Here is a 19255-nt window from a genome sequence, read left to right as displayed (position 1 = left end):
CCCCAAACCCGACCCGAGGCACCCAACTCGACCAGCACCTGCCCTTCCTCACCTGGCGCTGGCAAGAGGGCTGCGACAACGCCGGGCGGCTCACCCGGGAACTGCGCGACCGCGGCTACCGCGGATCCGAACGGTCCGTGCGTCGTCTCCTGCAGACCTGGCGCACCAGCACGACCCCACCCGACACCTCACCCGCTGCGCCGTCACCACGACAGATCACCGGCTGGATCATGCGACCCGACCACAAGCAGACCGACGACGACCGCAGCGGCCTCGCGGTCGTGCTCGACCGCTGCACCACCCTTCGGACCGTGCACCAACTCGCCTGTGAGTTCGCTCGCCTCGGCCATGAACGCCGCGGCGACCGCATCGACGGATGGATCACCGACGCTCAGAACAGCGGCATCGCCGCGCTCCGCGGCTTCGCCGACGGCCTGGTCAAGGACTACGACGCCGTCCGCGCCGGGCTCACCCTGACCTGGAGCTCCGGCGCCGTCGAAGGCAACGTCACCCGCATCAAGGCGATCAAGCGACAGATGTACGGACGCGCCACCTTCAATCACCTCCGCCGCCGTGTCCTCCTGAGCAGCTGAGATCACGCAATCTGTGCCAGAGCCCTTGAAATCCCCGTTGGCGGCCAGTAGTTCTCCCCACTGGGGGCCAGTTGGTTCTCCCCGACGGCGGCCAGATATCTCCCCGCCTCGGGGTGGTGCTCGGGTCATGTCAACGGGCTCACCCGCTTGCCGGAGGTGGCCTGGGCGAGGCGGTAGCTGTCGCCCTGTGTGACGACGATGTGGGCGTGGTGTAGCAGTCGGTCGACCGTGGCGGTGGCGAGGGTCTTCGGCATGATCTCGTCGAACCCGGAGGGGTGCAGGTTGCTGGAGACGGCCAGCGAGCGGCGTTCGTAGGCGGCGTCGACGAGCCGATAGAAGCCCTCCGCAGCGTCCGGGCTGACGGGCAGCAGCCCGATGTCGTCGACGATGATCAGGTCGGTGCGGATCAGCCGGGCAAGCGCGCGGGTGATGGAGTCGTCGGCTCGGTGGCGGCGGACGAACGCACCGAGGTCCTCGATGGTGAACCAGGCGACGGTCATCCCGGCCTCGACCGCGGCCTGCCCGAGTGCTTCGCAGAAGTGGCTCTTCCCGGTCCCGGACGGACCGCAGACGCAGAGGTTCCCCGCCGCCCGACCCATTCCAGGCTGGTGAGCGCGTCCTGGGTCGGGCGCGGGATCGTCGAGGACGCGGCGTCCCAGTCCTGCAGGGTCTCCCGGCGGGGAACCCGGCGCGGGCGCGTCTTGTCCGCAGGTTCGTCGCGTCGCGGCCGGCGGCCTCCTCGGCGAGCAGGACCCGGACCAGCTCGGCGTGGTCCCAGCGCTGGGCCCGCGCGGTCGGGACGAGCTCGAGCAGGTGACGGCGGATGTGCGGGAGCTTGAGCCGGCGGGTGAGCTCGACCGCCTCGGCCAGCGGATCACCGGCCGAGCCGGCAACGCCTGCCGAGCCCGCGGAGCTCGGTGTCGTGGTGGCGCTCATGCGGGCTCTCCAGTCGGTTGCGGCCCAGCGGACCCATTGCCGGACTCAGTGCCGGACTCAGTGCCGGACTCAGTGCCGGGGTCAGGATCTGGTTCGGGGCCCGGAGTCAGGCCGAAGCCGGACCAGGCGGCGGTGCCCGGCTGGAGGCTGTGGGTCTCGCCGGCCTGCGTGGCGGGCTTGGCGACGGTCTCGCCTGCTTGGTGGGCGAGGACGCGCAACAGGTCGTTCTCGGCGAACCGTCCCGCGATCGCCGCGGTGCCCAGGGCCTGGTCGACCTGCCCGGGCGGGTGCAGCTTGGCCAGCGCGACGGCCTCGGTCATCTTCCGCCGGACCCCGCGGGCCCCGGCCGCGGCCGCCTCGACCAGCCAGGCCGCAGCGCCCGGCTGCGCGCGGCCGGGGCGTCAGCTCGACCGGGCCGCGGCCGCCGACCGCGCCCAACATCGGGCCGAGCAGGACGCCGACGCCGCGACCCGCGAGCAGCTGCGCGCCGAGGGCCGCCGCGCCGCCCTCGAAGACCGCCTCGTGCGCGCCGAGGAGCTCGCCGAGGCGGCCGCCGCCCAGGTCGGCGTCCTGCGCGACCGGCTCGCCGCCCTGGACGCCACTCGGCACGCCACCCAGACCGCACTCGACGAGGAGCGCACCCGCACCCGCGAACTCCTCGACACGCACCACGCCGAGCTGGCCGCCCGGGACGAAGCCCTGGCCACCGCCCGCGCCGAGCACGCCGCCGAGCTGGAGCGGCTGCGCCGCGCTGCGACGACGACCGCCGACCAGGCCAGTGCGCGGCACACCGCCGCCCTGGAGCAACTGCGGACCGAGCTCACCGCGGCCGCCCAGCAGCAGGCCGGCGAGCACGCCCGTCAGCTCGCCGAGCTGCACCGCCAACTCGGCGCCGCCGACCACGAGATCCGTGACCTCCGGGCACGGCTGGCCGCTGCCTCCCGCACCGAAGATCGCGCTCAACCCTCGGACACTCCTGGCGCCGCGGGGTAGCGGGTGGCGGGGAAGCGGCAGGGAAGCAGCAGGGAAGCAGCAGGTCGCGGCCGCACCCGAACGACCGATCAGGGGGGTGGGGCATCGCCGGTCCCGTCCGGCGGGGTACACGTGCGGCCCCGGCGGCTGTGGAGGTGCGCGAGCAGTCCGCCGCGCTGCTGAGCGGAGCGACGGATCACGGAAGGGAGGCGAACTACTCACGGCGGGACGCCGCCCTTCCGTCACCGCTCACGCCGCGATGCGCCCCTCCAGCGCCGCGACACCCGTGCCGTCCAACTCCGAGGTGATGCCGCGACGTCCGACCATGGCCATGAGCAATGGCTCGGCCGGGCCGCGCACCTCGGGTCCTTCGCCGTGGCTCCATTCGACGTCCGTCGCCGTCAGTTGCAGACCGGCGATGCGCGGTGCAGCCCCGAGCGGACGCGCAGTGCTGGCGAACTCCAGCACCGTCGTGATCCGATCGGCCGGGATCTGGCGGGGCAGCCCGAGCGGCCGGCGGATGTCCTGCTGGTGGATCATGGCGTCGGCCAGCGCGATCCGGCCGCCGAACTTCGCGGTCAACCCGCTCGGGTGCAGGTGCTTCCGCGCCAACGCCAGCAGCTGGGCGGGGGTGTGGTCGGCGTAGCGGGCGAGACCGGCAATGTTCGCCCGGTCCAGCGACATGCCGTTGCGCAGCAGTCGCCCGAGCGCCCCGAGGGTGGACAGCTCGTCGTAGCTGAACATGTGCGCGACCACCTCGCGGACCCGCCACCGCTCGCACAAGGTCGGCGCGTCCCACTGCTCGGATGTCAGCGACTCCAGCAGCGTGACCAAGGAGGCACGCTCGTCGTGGGCCATCGCCATGGCGTCGACATCGGCACCGGAGTCAGCACCGCGGGATGTGGCCATCACGGTCAGCCCTGGTCGGCGACGGTCTTGGCGAACCCGTCGAGCAGCTGCGCCCAGCCACCGCCGCCGTTGATGGCGCCGTGGATCGCCTGACCACCGACGAGACGCTCGAAGTGGCGGTGCTCGACCTCGACCACGCTCTCCTGCGGCCCGCTGGCGGTGAACCGGGCCTCGATCTCGCTGGCATGCTCCGGGTCAGGGTCGAACTGCCACGACCCGTTGATCTGCCACGTGAACACCAGCCGCGCCGGCGGCTTCCACAGAAGCACCCGGCCCCAGTCGCACTCGCTGCCGTCCACACCGCGCTCGTACCAGCGGCCCCCGACCTGCGGTTCGAGCACGATCTCGGCGACCTCGGCCCGCCCGATGTGGTACTGCTGCGGCCACCAGGAGTTGACCGATCCGGTGAACACCTCGAACGCGCGGTCGACCGGGACAGCCAGCGTCACACTGCCGGTGATGGGTGGGATCGGGGCCGTACCGGTCATGAGCACTCCTCGCGATAGTTGCAGGTCAGGGACGCGGACCAGGGCCTTCGGCGATCTTGTGAAAGGTGGTCAGGGCGTCGCTCCACACGCCGTCCAGCCACGCCCGCAGCGCGGTGACACCCTCAGGATTGAGCTGGTAGATCCGCCGGGTGCCCTCGGCGCGGCTGACGACCAACCCGCTCTCGCGCAACACCTTCAGGTGCTGCGACACCGCGGGCCGGCTGATCGGCAGCTCGTCGGCCAGCTCCTGCACCGAGCACGGACGCCGGGCCAGCATCTCGAAGATGGCGCGCCGGCTGGGGTCACCGAGCAACCCCAACCCACCATCTCCGTAAGTCTCCACGAACGGTAAGTCTAGAGGCGCATATCAAGTCCCCGTCAAGAGCATGACCCATCACATCGCCCGTCTCGCGACGGCGCCGCCGGACGGGCGTTGACGCGGCGGATCGCCCCGACGTGGCCCTAGCTACTTCCCAGCATCGTCGGGACTGCCACTGGGCGTCGGGGCGCTACGGCGTCTCACCGCACAGCGAATGGTGAGGCCCATAGCCGCTCCGACAGCTCGACCGAGCGTACGACGGAGTTCAGTCAACTAACCGCGCCGTAGCGTTCCCCGCCGCCAATGGGACCGTCCACCTCCAGAGCCGTCAGGCCCGCAGCCTCACCGCTGCCTTCCCCGAGATCGCCGCATCGGTCGCCGAGCAGTGCCCGCCCGGCACGGTGCTCGATGGCGAGCTGGTCTGCTGGCGAGCCGGCCGCCTAGACTTCCCCGCCCTACAGCGCAGGCTCTCCGGGAGCACCACGCCGCCGTCGGGTTCGTGGTGCTCAACCTCCTGGCCGTCGGGTCCCGAGACCTCCGCCGCGAGCCGTACGCCGTCCGTCGCGAGCAGCTCGCCGAGCTGCGCTCTCGAGCCCGGCTGCCCCTGGCCCTGGTCCCGATGACCAAGGACCCGGGAGCCGCGCGGGCGTGGCTCACCGAGCACGCCGCGGGCGGGATCGAGGGCGTCGTGTCCAAGCACGCCGGCCACACCTACTCCTCCAGACGGAGCTGGGGGAAGATCCGGACCCGGCTCAGCGGCGAGGCGATCGTGGGCCGGTGTCATCGGCCCCCTGCGCTCCCCGCACGCCCTCGTGCTCGGGCTCCCCGACCAGCAAGGGCGGCTCCGCGTGGTCGGACAGACTCTTCCCCTCCCGCGGGCCGCGAGAGACGAGCTAAGCGCTCTCCTACAGCCCGCCGACGAGCACCCCTGACCGGAGACCCTGAGGCCCCGGTTCGGAAACGTGACACCGCTGCACTACACGCGTGTGCAGCCCGAGCTCGTGGTCGAGCTGGACGTCGACACAGCTCGCGATCATGGACGCTGGAGGCATCCGACCGGGTATCGCCGGATCCGCCTCGATCTCCGTCCCCGGCGTCCTCACCCAGGTCGGAACCTCAACCACTCACAGTCGGCACATCAGCGTCGGGCGGGGATAGGGGATGGCAACGGACTGGTGGAGGCCGGACGCCGGGTGCCGGGCTCGCGCTTCCGTAGGAGAGTGTCGACCGCCGCCGAGCCGGGCCCGAGGGCGGCGATCAGCAGGAAGATCCAGCAATAGAGGGCGGCGGCTTCGCCACCGTTCTGGATCGGCAGCAGCGCCGTGCCCTGATGAACCATGAAGTATGCATAAGCCATCGAGCCTGAGCAGACAATGGCCGCGGGGCGCGTGCCGAGACCGAGGGCGACCATCGCGCCGCCGACGAGTTGGATCAGCGCGGCCCACCAGCTCGGCCATTCAGCGAAGGCCACAACCCCGCTCGCGCGGCCGTGTGCGCCTCCCAAGATCCCGAACAGCGACGCCGCGCCGTGGCAGGCGAACAAGAACCCGGCCACGATACGCAAAGCGGGAAGGGCTGCTCGAGCGAAGCACTGTGCGATGGTCGGTCTCGAGGAACCACTCCCATCGACGCCGTATCGCGACGGGAGGGACGAACTACGCCCGTTGGACATGAAGACACCTCACCGGGGAGCGGCGCCGGGACGAGTGTTCGTCGCGACGCCGGTGCTTTGCAACTTCGGGGACAGCGTGGGGTTGCCCGGCACTGGACAGGGCGTCGTCTGATCTCAGGCGTTGACTCCTGTGAGAACAAAGAACTCCTGGCGGGAGCGGGCGTCCTCCCGGAGGAGTCCGAGCAGGGTGGAGGTGACGGTCGTGGAGCCCACGGCCAGCACCCCGCGCAGGGTCATGCAGGTGTGCTCGGCCTCGATGACCACCCCGACCCCCTTGGCCTGCAGGTGCTCTTCCAGCCAGCCGGCCACCTGGATGGTCAGGCGTTCCTGGACCTGCGGGCGGCAGGCGAAGTGCTCGACGATGCGGGCCAGCTTCGACAACCCGAGGATGCGCTCCCCGGGCAGGTAGCCGACGTGGGCGACACCGACGAAGGGCAGCAGGTGGTGCTCGCACACCGAGCGCAGCGGGATACCGCGGGCGAGCACGAGCTCGTCATAGCCCTCGTCGTTGGGAAAGGTCGTCAGGTCGAACGGGCCTGGGGTGAACAGCTCGGCGTAGGCGCGGGCCATTCGGCCCGGGGTGCCTCTCAGGCTCGCCGAGTCCAGGTCCACACCGAGGGCCCGCAGGAACTGCGTGGCGGCCTGCTCGGCCGCGGCCAGATCGAGACCGGCGGCGGGTTCGTGCACGACGCGCAGCGCCGGGGTGGAGCGAACGAGCACGGGATTCCTTCTGTTCGTGGGTTGGTGCTGTCGGAGGTCGCCGGCGCGCTATCAGCTCCCCCCGATTCCCAGCGCGGCTAGCAGCACGAGCACGACGGTGGCGACAGCGACCAGTCCGTGTGCGGCCACCACGGCGACCGGGAGGCGCTGCTCGGCGGGCTGGCTCGGATCGGCTGAGCCGCCGCGTTCCGAGGCGGTAGCGCCGGCGTGCGCGGGCACCCCGGAAGCGGCGCGGGCGCGGTATCCGGGGATCCACCGAGCGAACATCGTGAAACCGAGTAACGCCACCACGACCAGCAGCGCGAGCGCGACCCAGGTCAGCAACGCCCGGTCGGTGACCAGGTAGACGATCCACACCACCAAACCCGCGGCGGCCAGCAGGAAGTGCCCGAAGATCACCGCGGGCGGGAAGCTGCTGGTCCGCGGGCTGCGCGCACCGCCGTGGGCGATCCATTTTCCGAGCAGGACGAAGCCGCCGGCGGCGGTGACGACCCAGGCAATCAGTGCGGCGATGCTCATGTGCTCGTCTCCTCGCGGTATCGGTGAGCAATCTGCTGGCAGGGGAGCGAGTGCCCGCAGGCACGTCAGGGGGTCGGTCGAGGGTGGGTCGGGGGTCGCGGGGTCCGGGTTTCGTAGCCCTCGGCCTGGGTGGTTTCCTCGGCGACCCGCACCCCGTATCGGTAGGCCAGCTTCCCGCCGAGGTAGCCGGAAACGCCCAGCGCGACCAAGCTGATCGCCGAGAGCGTCAGCGGACCGATCCCGACCGGAACGAAGGGCCCGGCGAGGGCGCCTCGCCAGAAGAAGTTGCCGACATAGGCCCCGGTCACCCCGAGGTTGAGGCCCATGTGCACCAGGCCGGTGCGAAAGGCGCGGGTCCCGCCGGGGATGGCCATCAGGTCCAGGAACCCGATCATCGCCGCCGCCAGCGCGCCGACGACGCCGATCGCGATCAACCATCGTGAGCCCTGCTCGAGGCCCACCGGAGCAGCCACGACGTAGGAGCCGATGTCGAAGACCAGACTGGCCACCCATGCCCCGATGGGCACGGTCACGAGGATCGGGTGGAAGGGATGCCCGTACGGGCCGGCCAACACGGCACTCACGGGCCGCTTCGCCCGAACCTCAGCAGTCATGACGGCTCCAGCCTCCCACTTGATTCGCCAACGAAGCTTGGTCTTATCCGAGGGAGCCGTCAAGATGCCCTGCACTGCGCGTCTGCGTGAACGATCAGAGCATGTGTGTTGGTGTTATCATCACCAGGTGAGCGGTGATCCGGCGATCCGGGCGGTTGCCGCCCTCGAAGGCCCCCTGCGGCAGGCGATGTTCTCGTTCATCCGCGCGGCCGGCCGCCCCGTCACTCGGGACGAGGCCGCCGAAGCGGTCGGGATCAGCCGTAAGCTCGCGGCGTTCCACCTGGACAAGCTCGTCGACGCCGGGGTGCTGCGTGCGGACTACCGGCCGGCCACCGGGATCCGCAAGGTCGGGCGGGCCCCGAAGGTGTACTGGCCGACCGAGGTCGACATCCAGATCAGCATTCCGCCTCGCCAACGCGAGCTGCTGGTCGAGATTCTCCTCGACGCGGTCCTGGCCCGGAGCGGCGCGGTGGACGGCGTGGCTGACATCGACACAGATACCACTCACGACGCATATCGAGCCGCACACCGACGCGGCCACCAGATCGGAGCTACCGAGCGCGGCCAGACACGTCCCGGGCGGTTGGGGGCAGAACGGGCGCTCACCGCTATCGTGAATATCCTGCAGCGCCAGGGGTTCGAACCTCGCCGCGAAGCCTCCGACTGCGTGCGGCTACGTAGCTGCCCGTTTCACCCTGCGGCAGCCAAGGCGCCCGCACTGGTGTGCGGCATCAACCAGGCCTTCCTCGACGGCCTGATCGAGGGATTCGGCGGCGCGGGCGCGCTCGAAGCAGTGCTCCTTCCACAAGTCGAGGAATGCTGCGTCGAGCTCCGCAGTCCGACCCGATCAGCCTAGGTTCGCCAGGCTTTCTGCTCCAGCTGCCTGCCTGCCGGAGGCCGAAGCCTGACCCCACTCCACACCCGGAAAGGCAGCCGCGATGGAACGCATGAGCCGCGCCGAGATGGCCAGGATGAGGGCAGACCTCCGAAAGCGTGTGACGGAACGCGATCGCCCGACTTGGGAAATGAACCCTCAGCGAACCGATCGAGTTCAGCCCCACGAGAAGGACGCCCAGCAACCGGCGCCCCCTCAAGGTGGTGGTGCGCACCGCCTGCCCGGCCCGGGACGAGACGCTGCCGAGGCAGCAGCCAGGTCGGAGCCTGATGACGCCCCAACCGACAGCTTCTCACTCCTTGAGGAGACGCACGACCCTCGAGCTACCTCGGATCGATAGCCGCCTGAGATGCAGCGGCGCGGCCCCCGTCGTCCAATAGGTTGTTCGGCACGGCCGAGTGCTTCGTTCCGCTGCAGGGCGCACAACTGGCCGGAGACCGGGTCACTTGTGGCCTATGACAAGGCACGAGTGAAGGCCCCGAACATCCCCACGGACGCCACCTGTCGCACGAGGAGCAGCGGGAACTCTACCGCTTCTACGACCTGGCCTGGGACGCGACTGAGCCGCCAACGTCCACGCTGCCGGACTCAGCACCGACCTCGCCGGCGGCCGTCCGGCGCTCGTTCTGGCAGCCCGGACGTTGAGTTCGTCGAGCCCGTCGACATCGATAAAGACCCGTGCGGCGTCGACGTCCTGAGCAACGCGGTGGAGCGGAGTGGCCCTGCGAGGCGATCACCGCCCGGTGGGCGGTCACCGACTACGCGTGATGCCGGAGGCGCCGCCGATTCGGCAATGATCCCGCGGATCCTGCATCGTCAGTGGCGGAACGGGTCGAGTACGCCGACAGCAGCGGGCATCGCGAATGTCTGAACGTGGTCGATGGCGGCCCGCAGGGCGTCTTTCAGCGGGGCGATGTCGCGGGCGACCTGGGCGAGGAGCATGCCGCCCTGAAAGGCGGAGAGCAGGAGATAGGCCAGCTGGGTGGGATCGGCCTCAGTGCTGATGCGGCCGAGGCGCTGCATCCGTTCGAGTCCGTCTCGGAAGATGTCTCTCCACTGCTCGAACGCGTTCGCGAGTTCGGTGCGGACGTCGAGGTCGGTCTTGATGATCTCGCTGGCGAGCGAGCCGAGGGTGCAGCCTTCCTGGTAGGAGCGCTCGTAGGCGATGTAGAAGCCCGCCCATTCCCGAAGCGAGTCGAGGCTGTCGAACTGGGTGAACCGCTCACTGCGATGGAACGTCAGGACGCGCTCGGCCTGCCACTCGATGACTGCCAGGACGAGGCTCTCCTTGGTCGGGAAGTAGTGGTTGAGCTGTGACCCGCTGACGCCGGCCGCGCGACGGAGCACCTCGTTGTTCGTCGCATGCACGCCCTTGGCGTAGATCAGCTCCGCGGCGTGCTCGAGGATGCGGGCTCGGGTCGCCCGCCCCTTGTCCGTCAACTTCTGCGGCACCCGAGCCTCCGTGGCGGCGTCCATGACCCACACGATAACCCAAATTGGGCTTGACAGCCCACAACCATGACGAGTTGACTGGCCGCAGTGGGCTAGCAAGCCCAAAAACCGGGCGCACGGAGCAGGCGCCCACGCATACGGAGGCACCCATGAAGGCGATCGTCGCAACGGATCAGGCAGCGGAAGCGGCCGGGATCACCCTCACCGAGCGGCCCGAGCCGAGGCCGGCCATCAACGACGTCGTCGTCGAGGTCCACGCGTCGGGCTTCGTCCCCGCAGAGTGGGACTGGCCCTCGACCTGGGTCGATCGCGCCGGCCACGATCGCGTCCCGGCGATCATCGGCCACGAGTTCGCCGGCGTAGTCGCCTCCCTCGGCTACGGCACGACGGGACTCTCGCTGGGCCAGCGGGTCTTTGGGATCACGGACTGGCACCGCGATGGAACGCTGGCCGAGTACGCGGCCGTGGAGGCACGCAACCTTGCGCCGCTGCCGGGGAACGTCGACTTCACCGTGGGCGCCAGCCTGCCGATCTCCGGCCTGACCGCGTGGCAGGGCCTGTTCCAGCACGGTCGTCTTCAGGCAGGGCAGACCGTCCTGGCCCACGGCGCCGCCGGCGCGGTCGGATCTGTGGTGACCCAGCTCGCCCGCGAGTTCGGCGCCTACGTCATCGGTACCGGTCGGGCGGCGGATCGCCAGGCGGCGCTCGACTTCGGCGCGAACGAGTTCCTCGATCTCGACCACGAAGATCTCGGGGACATCGGCGGGGTCGACCTGGTCTTCGATGTCATCGGCGGGGCTGTCCAAAGGCGCTCAGCGAGCCTCATCCGCCCCGGCGGAACGCTAGTGTCGGTGGTCGGACCGGTCGAGGCTCGCCCGGTCGAAGGCCTGGCGGTCGACTTCGTCGTCGAGTCCGTTCCCACTCAGCTGGTGGAGATCGTCGACCGGGTACGAGACGGGCGCCTTCGCACCCACGTCGGAACCGTCGCGACCCTCGACGAGGCCATCCCCGCGCTCAACTCGACCGAGCGGCGCAAGGGCAAGACCGTCATCCGGGTGCGCCCCTGAGCGCCCTGGAACAGGCCACCAGCGCCGTCGCCCTGACACCCTACTGACCCCGGCTATTCACGAGCGCCGTAGTTGATCTTCTGCATGGGTTGTCCGGGTCGTTGTGGTGTCAGGGCGTGCGGGTCTGTCCGGCCTGCTGTTCTGCCGGGTGCTCCGTGCTGCTCGTCGTGATCGGGGGCGGATTCAGCTGGCGGGAACGGGCAGGGCGTGCAGGCGGGCGAACGCGGCGGCCAGGTCATGGGCCCAGGGCCAGGACTGCTGGATCCGCACCCAGGTCCGTCGCTGACCGCGGGTGAGGCGGGCGGCGACGTGTAGGAGGCGGTAGCGCAGTGTCTTCGGTTCGGCCTTCGCGAGCTCGCCGTCGAGCAGGAGATGTTGGGTCCAGGCCAGAAAATCAGCCGCGAGCATGACCACGGTCAGCCAGGCGGCGTTGATCGCGAAGGTCCGCGACGGGAAGTGATCAAGCCCGGTGTCCTTGGCGGTGCGGATGCGGTCCTCGACCCGGGCGTGGGCGCGGTGGCGGGCGTCGAGGAAGGCGAGCTGTCCGGCCCGGGTGTCGGTGGCGAACGCGGTGTAGCGCCAGCCGTCGCGGGTGTCCATGAGGTCCAGCTGCGCGCCGGGGTCCGGTCGTTCGCGACGCACGATCACTCGCGTCCCGTCCGGGTAGCCGTCCAGTGCCGCAGCAGGCAGGAGCCCGGTGATCTCGGCCAAACCGGCGCCGTCGCGGTGGCCGCCGTCGGCATCGACCGCATCCGCCCAGACCTGCTTCGGGATCATCGCGAGGGCGGCGCGTTCGCGGTCGTGATCGCCCACCCGACGGAGAACTCGGCTGCCACCCCCTGTTCACGCCGGGCGCGGATGTGGGCAAGGAACGCTTTGCTGCAGCCGGCGGTGTCGGTGCGGATCAGGATCTTCTGGCCGTGGCGGTGGGCGTCGGGGAGCTGGGCGAGCGCGGCGTCGAGCACGCTGATGTGGTCGGCGGCGGTGTTCGCGCGGCGTTGCCACGGCGCAGCAGCCCCGCCAGGGCCTCGGCGGTGTTGTCGCAGAACGCGAGCGGGTGGTAGCCGAAGGTCCCCTTGAACGTCGGGGCGGCCTGCTCCTTCTCCGAGTGGCAGATCACGATCGAGGCGTCGAGGTCGATGACGAGCACGTCCAGCTCGCGGCCAGGGCTCGGGAGATCGTGTGGGCCCAGCACGACACCAGCTATCCGCCGAACCGCTTCGAGCAGGCGATTGCCGAGATGTCGGGTGAAGACGCATGCTCGTTCACTCGGAAGCTGATCATCAGCGCAGATCCTGACGGAGCGTTGGGGTTCCGCCGGCTCGCCGAGCTCGGCCAGTTGTGGTGGTCTGTCGAGGCCTGTGTACTGCGTGCTCGCTGGCGCGAGCTCTTCGACGAGCCGCTACGGGAAGCCGCTCGGTTCAGACTCAGCCAGGCCGGGATACCCAGGCCGGACGAGTTCGCGAACCGCCCTGCTTCCAACGGATAAAATGCCCGGTTGATCACCCGGGCACTCCCTCCGGACACAGTTGCAGCCAGATGATCGTGTCCTGCCGAGCGAGCGCCTACCGGGACTGACCGGAGCCGCGGCCGTGCTCGGGAGAGCGCCGCCGCGACTGCGGCGGTCGGGGTGAGCGCTGGGCCTTCCCGCCTTGAGAATTCCCGCGGCTTTCCCCCGGCAGGGTGAAGGTCGTCCCGGCGGTCGTGGCCGGATGCCCGGGCCTGACGGTCTCGCTCGCTGCTGGCGCCTGGGGGTCGGCCACGAGTTGCTCGAGCATCCGCCGCAGGGGCTCGACGTCGCCGCGGTGCGCGGCCTGGGAGGCTGCGATGTTGGTGTCGGGGTCCATCGCTTCCCAGCGCAGCGGATGGCCGGCGTCGCGGGCGAGCTGGGCTAGAAAGGCGCACTGGGCGCGACCGTTCCCTTCACGGAACGGGTGTAGCGCGTTGATGTCGCCGAGCAGCTCGGCGAGCTTGTCCAGGAACTCTGCCCGGTCCAGTCCGCGCAGGTGGTGGTCGCGGCGGGCGAGCTTGCCGAAGATGTCCTCGGCGAAGCCGACGAGGTGCTGTGGTAGGCAGAACAGGTCTTCCTTGGCGATCGCGACGGTGCGCAGCTGGCCGGCCCAGTCGTAGAGGTCGCCGAAGATGAACCGGTGGAAGGCCTGCAGGTGGGCCAGGTCGTAGCTGCCGGGCAGAGGATGCTCGCGGAGCTGGACCAGGCGCAGACCGGTGACCTCGGCTTCGACCCGGTCGAGCTCGACGGCGTCGGTGATCCCGAGCTTGTTGCGCAGCAGCCCGGTGCGGGGGTCGGTGTAGGGGTCGGGCTGGCTCACCTGCGGTAGGGCGCCAGCGCCTTCTCCAGGGCCTCCTCGGGCGTCATCCGCCCCTCGGCCACCGCCTGAAACCGCTCCAAAGCCTCCGGGCTGGGCTCGAGGCCCTCGGCGCGCACGGAGGCGAGCGCCTCGGCGACCGCCTCGCGGCGGACCGCGGCGGCCTGCAGCTGCTCGTACTGCTCCACCGACATCACGACCGCCTCCGCTTTGCGATGGGCTCCGACGAACACCGGGCCAGCGCCCGGCTCCTGCACCTGCTTGAGCACGCCGGTCAACCCGGCGCGGAACTCCCGCACACTGAGGATCTCCGGCGTAGCCACCCTCCCATGCTAACACAGTTGTGTACACATCTAGTTGGGAGCGGTGTCGTGGTTGACGGCTGCTTGGATGCGGGACCGGCTCATCCACCACTATCTCGACATCGACCTGCATATCCTCTGGACTACCGTCACCAACGACCTGCCGCGACTCCTTCAGGCACTTCCCACTCCGCCGAAGGATACGCAATAATGATTGATCGAGTATCGACCAATGCCTCTACAATTTGCCCCATCTCACCCAGAGCTGAAATCGTAGAAAATGCTGCGGCGGCGGGGCGCTGACCTAGCACTCAGCCCTGCTGCCGATTCTCGTAACGCAGCATGATCTCGATGGGGATGCGTCCGCGTTCGGCGATCTGCAGGCCTTGCGCGCGTGCCCATTCGCGGATCGCCTGGTTCCGCTGTTTGCTGCTGGTGGTGGTCGACCGCGAGCGACCGCCGGCGGGGCGGGCTGCGCGGGAGCGGATGTGACGGCCAGCTTTGATGTAGGGCTCAAGCAGCGCGCGCAGCGCGTCGGCGTTCTTGCGGGAAAGATCGATCTCGTAGGATGTTCCGTTCCAGCTGAACGCGACGGTTTCATCGGCGGGGCCGCCGTCGATATCGTCGACCAGGGCGGTCTGGACGTGTCGAGCCACTCGTGTCCTCACTCGGCTTCTTAAGAGGTTCGGTTCCGTTTCTACGGCAACAATAAGCTTGCGGCAAGTCGACCACACGGACGGGGCTTCTGATGCCGATCAGGGACCGGCGCTGATCTTAGGATGCGTACCACATACGGCGGGTCGTCCGTCACAGCGCGCGATGTGCGGTACTTTTCCCGGTCATGCGGGATAGGCCCGAGATGGCGACGCAGCGCTGTCGGGCGTGCGGCAGCGTGTGGGTGGGGATGGACCGCGCGCACTGCCGCTGCTGCTGTCAGACCTTCGATGACGCGGCGCTGTTCGATGCCCACCGCGCGACCGGCTCCTGCGTTGCGGGCAGCGAGCTGGATCTCGTGCAGACCAAGAACGGCATCTGGCTGCGCCTCCTGGAAGCCAGCACCGCTCGCTGACTTCTTCGTCCTTCTGCGGCGGGATCAGTTGGAGCGTTTTCTAGCGGCGTCTAGGATTGGCCAGGTCGGTGAAGCGGCTGTAGTGCAGCTGGTGGGCCACCGTGATGGTGTTGGTGGGGCCGTTACGGTGCTTGGCCAGGATCAGGTCCGCCTCGCCCGCGCGCGGGTCGTCCCGTTCGAACGCGTCGGGCCGGTGCAGCAGGATGACCATGTCCGCGTCCTGCTCGATCGAGCCGGACTCGCGCAGGTCGGAGATCATCGGCCGCTTGTCCGTGCGCTGCTCGGGACCGCGGTTGAGCTGGCTGATCGCCACCACCGGCACCTCGAGCTCCTTGGCCAGCAGCTTGATCTGCCGGGAGAACTCCGAGACCTCCTGCTGGCGGGACTCGACCTTGCGCCCCGAGGTCATCAGCTGCAGGTAGTCCAGGATGATCAGCTTCAGGTCGTTGCGCTGCTTGAGCCGGCGCGCCTTGGCCCGGATCTCCATCAGCGTCAGGTTCGGCGAGTCGTCGATGAACAGCGGCGCCTCGGAGATCTCCGACATGCGCCGCGCCATCCGCGTCCAGTCGTCGTCGCTCATCCGGCCCGCACGCATGTCCGCCAGCCGGATCCGCGCCTCCGCCGACAGCAACCGCATCACGATCTCGGACTTGCTCATCTCCAGCGAGAACACCGCGCTGGTCATCTGATGCTTGATCGAGCACGACCGCGCGAAGTCCAGCCCGAGCGTGGACTTGCCCAGACCCGGCCGCGCCGCGACGACGATCATCTGCCCCGGGTGCAGCCCGTTGGTGCACGCGTCGAGATCGGCGAACCCGGTCGGCACGCCCAGCGACACCCCGCCCCGGGAGGCGATCGCGTCGATCTCGTCCATGGTCGGCTGCAGCAGCTCCTCGAGCGCGACGTAGTCCTCGCTCGTGGACCGCTCGGTGACCTCGTAGATCGCCGCCTGCGCCCGGTCGACGACCTCCTCGACCTCGGCGCCCTCGGCCCCGTGATAGCCCAGCTGCACGATCCGCGTGCCCGCCTCGACCAGCCGCCGCAGCGTGGCCTTCTCCGCGACGATCTCGGCGTAGTACGCCGCGTTCGCCGCCGTGGGCACCGTCGCGATCAGCGTGTGCAGATACGGCGCGCCACCGAGCCGGATCAGCTCGCCACGGCGCTGCAGCTCCGCCGACACCGTGACCGCATCGGCCGGCTCACCGCGGCCGTAGAGGTCGAGGATGCAGTCGTAGACCGTCTGGTGCGCGGGCCGGTAGAAGTCGTCCGGCCGCAGCACCTCCACCACGTCCGCGATCGCGTCCTTGCTCAGCAGCATCCCGCCCAACACGGACTGCTCGGCCGTGAGGTCCTGCGGAGGTTGACGGTCGCCCGAAGTACCACCTTCATCCGCCCACGGGCGGCGACTGACCGAGCTTGCAGGCGTCCGATCCGTAGCCGAAGACTCCGCCCACAGTGGCGTGGAGCTCGGGCTGGTCGTCATCGCCGGCTCCTGTCGTAGGCCCGGCTGGGGACGGGCAGCATGGCGGGCCTCTGCGTGAGCTGGTGCTGTGCACGTCGCTTCTCGCGTAGCCCGTCGAGGTGCTGGCGCAGGGCTTCTCGTGCCATGGCGCGTGCGGCGGGCTCGGCCACGGTTTGCGCAGCAAGAAGCGGCGTTTCGGTCGGACGCGCCGGCACGCTCATGCGGTGTCCGATCACGTGACCGGGCAGCTCGTTGAGCCTGCCCTGCCAGGGACGCAGTCTCGCGCCGAGAACCGCGATCGGGTCGTTGACCCCCCGCCCGATGTCCCCGCGGGAGACGTCGCGGCGGTCGGGGTGGAACTCGACGGCGTAGAGCAGGCCGGCAACGCTGGCCCCGGCGTTCCACCACCGCTTCAGGAGAGCCCGGGCACGCCAAATCTTGATCTTGCCGGCTTTTCGGCCTTCTAGGCCGAGACGTGAGAGCAAGGTGAGGGTTGCTGCGTTTCTGGATTGAGGATTGTCGGGGACGGCGTGGGCTGGCCACTTGCGGGTCGAGGTGAGTTGAGCCCGTTCGCCGCGAAGCGAGGGCTTAATGTCAACGAGAGATTTGGGGAGGTCGCCACTTTCATCCACAGGGGACTCGATCTCGCTACGAGCTGGCGGGGGGTCGGTGGTGACCAGCGCGTATGTCGGTGTACGCCCGACGTCGGTGCCCAGGAACTCGGCGGAGGCACCGCACTCGACGACCACGAGCACGCCGAGGTCACGCGCCCACGCCAGTACCCGAGAGACTGTTCGCTCGGAACGGCCGCCGGCCTCCCCGAGCCGCTCGGCTGTCACACCGGCGATCAGCCCGGTCTCCCAGTCCATGCAGCGAACCAGCTGGCGCAGGACCAGGCTCCAGCTGCGCCGCTTGTCGCTACGCCATTCCTCGTCGTCAACGCGACGTGCGAGGTAGCTGAGGGCCTCGGCTTGGGAGGTCAACACACGGTGGCCGGCGGCGATGAAGTTTCGCCAGCCCGGGTGCGGCCGGTAGCAGCCTTGCTCCATGCGGCGCCGGGCGCGCTCCCGGCCGTGGGCCATGGCGCGCGCTCGGGCGCGGGCTCGTGCGCCCGGACGCGCTGCACGGCCGGGGCCGCTTGTCGGGCCGGCTGGCTTCGCCCGATACGCAGCGCCACGCGGAGCTCGGGGTGCGTCTTGCACGGTTGTGCGGGCGAAAAGCCGGGCTGGGGGGATGCCCTCGGCGAGGAGCTCGCCGTGCAGGACACAGGTCGATGTGCTGGAACCAGATGCAAGCGTGAACGCGCCTTGTTCGTAGCAGGGCAGGCACCAGCCCGACGCGGCATCAGGTGCTGGTTCCTGATCCGGGCAGGCAGATATCGCCCCGTGTCGCGCTCGCGTCTTATCCGGCCCAGGCTGTAGCCTGGACACGCGAAAGCGCCCCTTCTTGGCAGGTTGGGGAATTCGCCCCGGTTCGCCGGGGCACCGGCGTCATGTGGGGTGCTGGCCCCAGCTGACGCGAGGTCTATAGCGAGGCGGCCCCTGGCAGGGGGTCGCCTCGCTGTTTTAGGAGGCCTTGTGCAGTGGCAGCTCCTCCTGTCCGCGCGGCGTGGTCTCCGCGGGCAGCTCGTCGCGATGGCGCAGGCCAATTCGGATCAGTGCGGCTGCGGTCTCGGAGAACGACCAGTCCCGTGCCTCGGCCAGCTCGCGCAGCTCAGCGCTGTCGCTCGTTGGCACCCGGGTCACGATCACGTCGCGCGGGCCCTTGGAGGGGCGCCCGCCTGCGCGTCCGGCTGTCCGTTTGGCCATGCAGGCATCATGGCGGAGTTTCTGAAACGAACCGCCGCGACACGCCGCCTTCAGCGCCTTGGATTAGCCCATCCGAGGCGCGGGGGCGTCCGACGAGGGCAAAGGGCTGGCATCTGGCTTCACCTCCTCGGCTCCCTCGCCAGCTCGGTCAACCTCCGAACGAGGGCGCACCCGACGGCGGGATCGCCGAGGTCATGCAGACGTTGGTCGAGGGTCGTCTCTGTGGCTGCTCGCCATCGCAAGTCGGTAGTCCCTCGCCGTCGCGCGCAGGATGGCCTTCGCTTCCTCGTCAAACACGGCCAACGCCTCCAGCCGCGCGAAGAGAGCGACGTGGCGTTCGACCGTGTAGGCATCTTGGGTGACGGCGACGCCGCCTGACGTACCTAGTACCAACGACTTCTCGTCGTGGAGGTCGAAGGCGTTCTGTGGAAACTCTGGGCGGGCGTGCGGGTTCTTCGGAACGCGGGGGATGATGCCGATCCGCCAGCCTGGGCGGTCGATTGCTGCGGCGAGGTGTTCGCACTGCTCAGCCATGACGTCGGCGCCGGCGACTCCCCAGGCGAGGGTGCTCTCCGCCAGGAGCTGGCGATACTTCCTCGGCCGGTCCTGCGACATCGAGACCTCGTGGCGGCCCCGGCGGATGGCCAGCCACTCCTCTTCGTCAGGCCCGCCGGGGGCGCCGCCGCCACTTCGGTAGATCGCGCGCATGTACCCCTCGGTCTGCAGCAGCCCGGGCACCATGAGAGGGGAGAAGGTCGCAACTTCAGACGCTTGCTTCTCCGCACGAGCGAAGCGACGCTGCAGGTTAGCCACGGCGAACGGCTGTAGGACCACCCTCGTAGTGACGACATTCTGGGCGTCCTCGTGCGCCTCGCGCGCAAGTTCAAGGATTCGGCGGCGCACCGGGGGGGCCGCTACTCCAGGACGCGCCTGGAACAGCGTCCACGCTAGGCGACCTGCATCGGGTACCGACGGGAGGTACCTCCCGCCAAGGATTCGCGAGACCTTGCTTTGCGAGAAGCCGACTCGTCTGGCGAGTTCGGAGCCGGAGAGCCCGGCCTCTCGCCGCAGACGGTCGAGCAGCCCAGCGAGTTCGCTCGCTGCGCTGTCGTCGGAACCCGCACTGGTCAA

The 19255-nt window shown here is 69.5% G+C and carries 24 protein-coding genes and 4 pseudogenes; 9 read left to right on the top strand and 19 right to left on the bottom strand.

Translation table 11 applies throughout. The features are described 5' to 3' along the window. The coding region (locus LWC35_RS31685) for a transposase (protein WP_232874005.1) at positions 1-593 on the top strand (593 nt) is incomplete at its 5' end. Positions 594-718: 125 nt separating this feature from the next. Here the strand turns inward: LWC35_RS31685 and istB are convergent. Further along, positions 719-1529 (bottom strand): annotated as a pseudogene (istB, locus tag LWC35_RS41250) (IS21-like element helper ATPase IstB). Next, positions 1526-1849, bottom strand: coding sequence for a hypothetical protein (locus tag LWC35_RS31675; protein WP_372463140.1), 324 nt, complete (start codon positions 1847-1849; stop codon positions 1526-1528). The pseudogene istB and the gene LWC35_RS31675 overlap by 4 nt, the downstream one beginning before the upstream one ends. On the opposite strand from LWC35_RS31675, the gene LWC35_RS31670 reads away from it, so the two are divergent. Beyond that, positions 1824-2522 carry a hypothetical protein gene (locus LWC35_RS31670; protein WP_232874004.1) on the top strand — a complete coding sequence of 233 codons (699 nt, stop codon included), beginning with the start codon at positions 1824-1826 and terminating at the stop codon, positions 2520-2522. The genes LWC35_RS31675 and LWC35_RS31670 overlap by 26 nt on opposite strands. Before the next feature lie 228 nt (positions 2523-2750). On the opposite strand, the gene LWC35_RS31665 is transcribed toward LWC35_RS31670, so the two are convergent. The 3 genes from LWC35_RS31665 to LWC35_RS31655 are packed head-to-tail and all read right to left on the bottom strand — an operon-like array spanning position 2751 to position 4241. After that, a complete protein-coding gene (locus LWC35_RS31665; RefSeq protein WP_232874002.1) occupies positions 2751-3410 on the bottom strand; it encodes a maleylpyruvate isomerase family mycothiol-dependent enzyme in 660 nt (219 codons plus the stop codon). Between the two features lie 5 nt (positions 3411-3415). Beyond that, complete coding sequence (locus LWC35_RS31660) at positions 3416-3898, bottom strand: SRPBCC family protein (RefSeq protein WP_232874000.1); 483 nt, start codon at positions 3896-3898, stop codon at positions 3416-3418. A 25-nt stretch (positions 3899-3923) separates the two neighbouring features. Beyond that, a complete protein-coding gene (locus tag LWC35_RS31655) occupies positions 3924-4241 on the bottom strand; it encodes an ArsR/SmtB family transcription factor (RefSeq protein WP_232873998.1) in 318 nt (105 codons plus the stop codon). 281 nt (positions 4242-4522) lie between these two features. Between LWC35_RS31655 and LWC35_RS41120 the strand changes: the two are divergent. Both LWC35_RS41120 and LWC35_RS41115 read left to right on the top strand, forming a co-directional pair. After that, positions 4523-4675, top strand: a pseudogene (locus tag LWC35_RS41120) (ATP-dependent DNA ligase); the annotation flags it as partial. Then, positions 4603-5433: an ATP-dependent DNA ligase gene (locus tag LWC35_RS41115; RefSeq protein WP_372463139.1), complete on the top strand. Its 831-nt coding sequence runs from the start codon at positions 4603-4605 to the stop codon at positions 5431-5433. The pseudogene LWC35_RS41120 and the gene LWC35_RS41115, both read left to right, overlap by 73 nt. Here LWC35_RS41115 and LWC35_RS31650 read toward each other — a convergent pair. The 4 genes from LWC35_RS31650 to LWC35_RS31635 all read right to left on the bottom strand — a co-directional run bounded on the left by LWC35_RS31650 (position 5356) and on the right by LWC35_RS31635 (position 7712). Continuing rightward, entirely contained in the window at positions 5356-5772 is a 417-nt protein-coding gene (locus tag LWC35_RS31650; protein WP_372463138.1) for a DoxX family protein, read from the bottom strand. The genes LWC35_RS41115 and LWC35_RS31650 overlap by 78 nt on opposite strands. Before the next feature lie 231 nt (positions 5773-6003). Then, positions 6004-6609, bottom strand: a complete 606-nt coding sequence (folE, locus tag LWC35_RS31645; protein ID WP_232873994.1) for a GTP cyclohydrolase I FolE — start codon at positions 6607-6609, stop codon at positions 6004-6006. A gap of 51 nt (positions 6610-6660) precedes the next feature. Continuing rightward, complete coding sequence (locus tag LWC35_RS31640) at positions 6661-7128, bottom strand: hypothetical protein (RefSeq protein WP_232873992.1); 468 nt, start codon at positions 7126-7128, stop codon at positions 6661-6663. A gap of 65 nt (positions 7129-7193) precedes the next feature. Next, the gene (locus LWC35_RS31635) at positions 7194-7712 is read right to left on the bottom strand and encodes a DUF2231 domain-containing protein (protein ID WP_232873990.1); all 519 of its coding nucleotides are present in this window, start codon (positions 7710-7712) and stop codon (positions 7194-7196) included. Positions 7713-7869: 157 nt separating this feature from the next. Here LWC35_RS31635 and LWC35_RS31630 point away from each other — a divergent pair, with 157 nt between their 5' ends. Beyond that, positions 7870-8598, top strand: a complete 729-nt coding sequence (locus LWC35_RS31630) for a helix-turn-helix transcriptional regulator (RefSeq protein WP_308194708.1) — start codon at positions 7870-7872, stop codon at positions 8596-8598. A gap of 855 nt (positions 8599-9453) precedes the next feature. On the opposite strand, the gene LWC35_RS31625 is transcribed toward LWC35_RS31630, so the two are convergent. Next, on the bottom strand, positions 9454-10113 hold the full coding sequence (locus LWC35_RS31625; RefSeq protein ID WP_232873988.1) for a TetR/AcrR family transcriptional regulator: 660 nt from the start codon (positions 10111-10113) through the stop codon (positions 9454-9456). Between the two features lie 125 nt (positions 10114-10238). On the opposite strand from LWC35_RS31625, the gene LWC35_RS31620 reads away from it, so the two are divergent. Further along, entirely contained in the window at positions 10239-11156 is a 918-nt protein-coding gene (locus LWC35_RS31620; RefSeq protein WP_232873986.1) for an NADP-dependent oxidoreductase, read from the top strand. A 183-nt stretch (positions 11157-11339) separates the two neighbouring features. Here LWC35_RS31620 and LWC35_RS31615 read toward each other — a convergent pair. Next, positions 11340-12336, bottom strand: a pseudogene (locus LWC35_RS31615) (IS1380 family transposase); the annotation flags it as partial. Here LWC35_RS31615 and LWC35_RS31610 point away from each other — a divergent pair. After that, entirely contained in the window at positions 12337-12645 is a 309-nt protein-coding gene (locus tag LWC35_RS31610; RefSeq protein ID WP_232873984.1) for a hypothetical protein, read from the top strand. A 76-nt stretch (positions 12646-12721) separates the two neighbouring features. Here LWC35_RS31610 and LWC35_RS31605 read toward each other — a convergent pair whose 3' ends face one another. Together LWC35_RS31605 and LWC35_RS40585 are read right to left on the bottom strand one after the other, a co-directional pair. Beyond that, the gene (locus LWC35_RS31605; protein ID WP_232873982.1) at positions 12722-13486 is read right to left on the bottom strand and encodes a Fic/DOC family protein; all 765 of its coding nucleotides are present in this window, start codon (positions 13484-13486) and stop codon (positions 12722-12724) included. Then, positions 13483-13806: an antitoxin VbhA family protein gene (locus LWC35_RS40585; protein ID WP_232873980.1), complete on the bottom strand. Its 324-nt coding sequence runs from the start codon at positions 13804-13806 to the stop codon at positions 13483-13485. Before LWC35_RS40585 ends, LWC35_RS31605 begins: the two co-directional genes overlap by 4 nt. Before the next feature lie 43 nt (positions 13807-13849). Between LWC35_RS40585 and LWC35_RS41110 the strand changes: the two genes are divergently transcribed. After that, positions 13850-13996: a HepT-like ribonuclease domain-containing protein gene (locus LWC35_RS41110; RefSeq protein WP_372463137.1), complete on the top strand. Its 147-nt coding sequence runs from the start codon at positions 13850-13852 to the stop codon at positions 13994-13996. A 100-nt stretch (positions 13997-14096) separates the two neighbouring features. On the opposite strand, the gene LWC35_RS31595 is transcribed toward LWC35_RS41110, so the two are convergent. Then, positions 14097-14441, bottom strand: a complete 345-nt coding sequence (locus LWC35_RS31595) for a histone-like nucleoid-structuring protein Lsr2 (RefSeq protein ID WP_232873978.1) — start codon at positions 14439-14441, stop codon at positions 14097-14099. A gap of 185 nt (positions 14442-14626) precedes the next feature. Here LWC35_RS31595 and LWC35_RS31590 point away from each other — a divergent pair, with 185 nt between their 5' ends. Continuing rightward, on the top strand, positions 14627-14854 hold the full coding sequence (locus LWC35_RS31590) for an FDXHR family putative zinc-binding protein (protein WP_443690212.1): 228 nt from the start codon (positions 14627-14629) through the stop codon (positions 14852-14854). 40 nt (positions 14855-14894) lie between these two features. On the opposite strand, the gene dnaB is transcribed toward LWC35_RS31590, so the two are convergent. The 5 genes and pseudogenes from dnaB to LWC35_RS41105 form a co-directional block, all read right to left on the bottom strand. After that, positions 14895-16337, bottom strand: coding sequence for a replicative DNA helicase (gene dnaB / locus LWC35_RS31585; RefSeq protein ID WP_372463136.1), 1443 nt, complete (start codon positions 16335-16337; stop codon positions 14895-14897). After that, complete coding sequence (locus LWC35_RS31580) at positions 16334-17398, bottom strand: hypothetical protein (protein WP_232873975.1); 1065 nt, start codon at positions 17396-17398, stop codon at positions 16334-16336. Before LWC35_RS31580 ends, dnaB begins: the two co-directional genes overlap by 4 nt. Positions 17399-17881: 483 nt before the next feature. Beyond that, entirely contained in the window at positions 17882-18124 is a 243-nt protein-coding gene (locus LWC35_RS31575; protein WP_232873973.1) for a hypothetical protein, read from the bottom strand. 192 nt (positions 18125-18316) lie between these two features. Further along, positions 18317-18937: a DUF5753 domain-containing protein gene (locus LWC35_RS31570; RefSeq protein WP_232873972.1), complete on the bottom strand. Its 621-nt coding sequence runs from the start codon at positions 18935-18937 to the stop codon at positions 18317-18319. Between the two features lie 144 nt (positions 18938-19081). Then, positions 19082-19255, bottom strand: a pseudogene (locus LWC35_RS41105) (helix-turn-helix domain-containing protein); the annotation flags it as partial.

It is taken from the genome of Pseudonocardia kujensis, from assembly GCF_021283305.1.
GTDB classification, from domain to species: domain Bacteria; phylum Actinomycetota; class Actinomycetes; order Mycobacteriales; family Pseudonocardiaceae; genus Pseudonocardia; species Pseudonocardia kujensis.
Note: the sequence above shows the minus strand (reverse complement) of the source record. Positions and strands in the feature narration are given on the sequence as shown.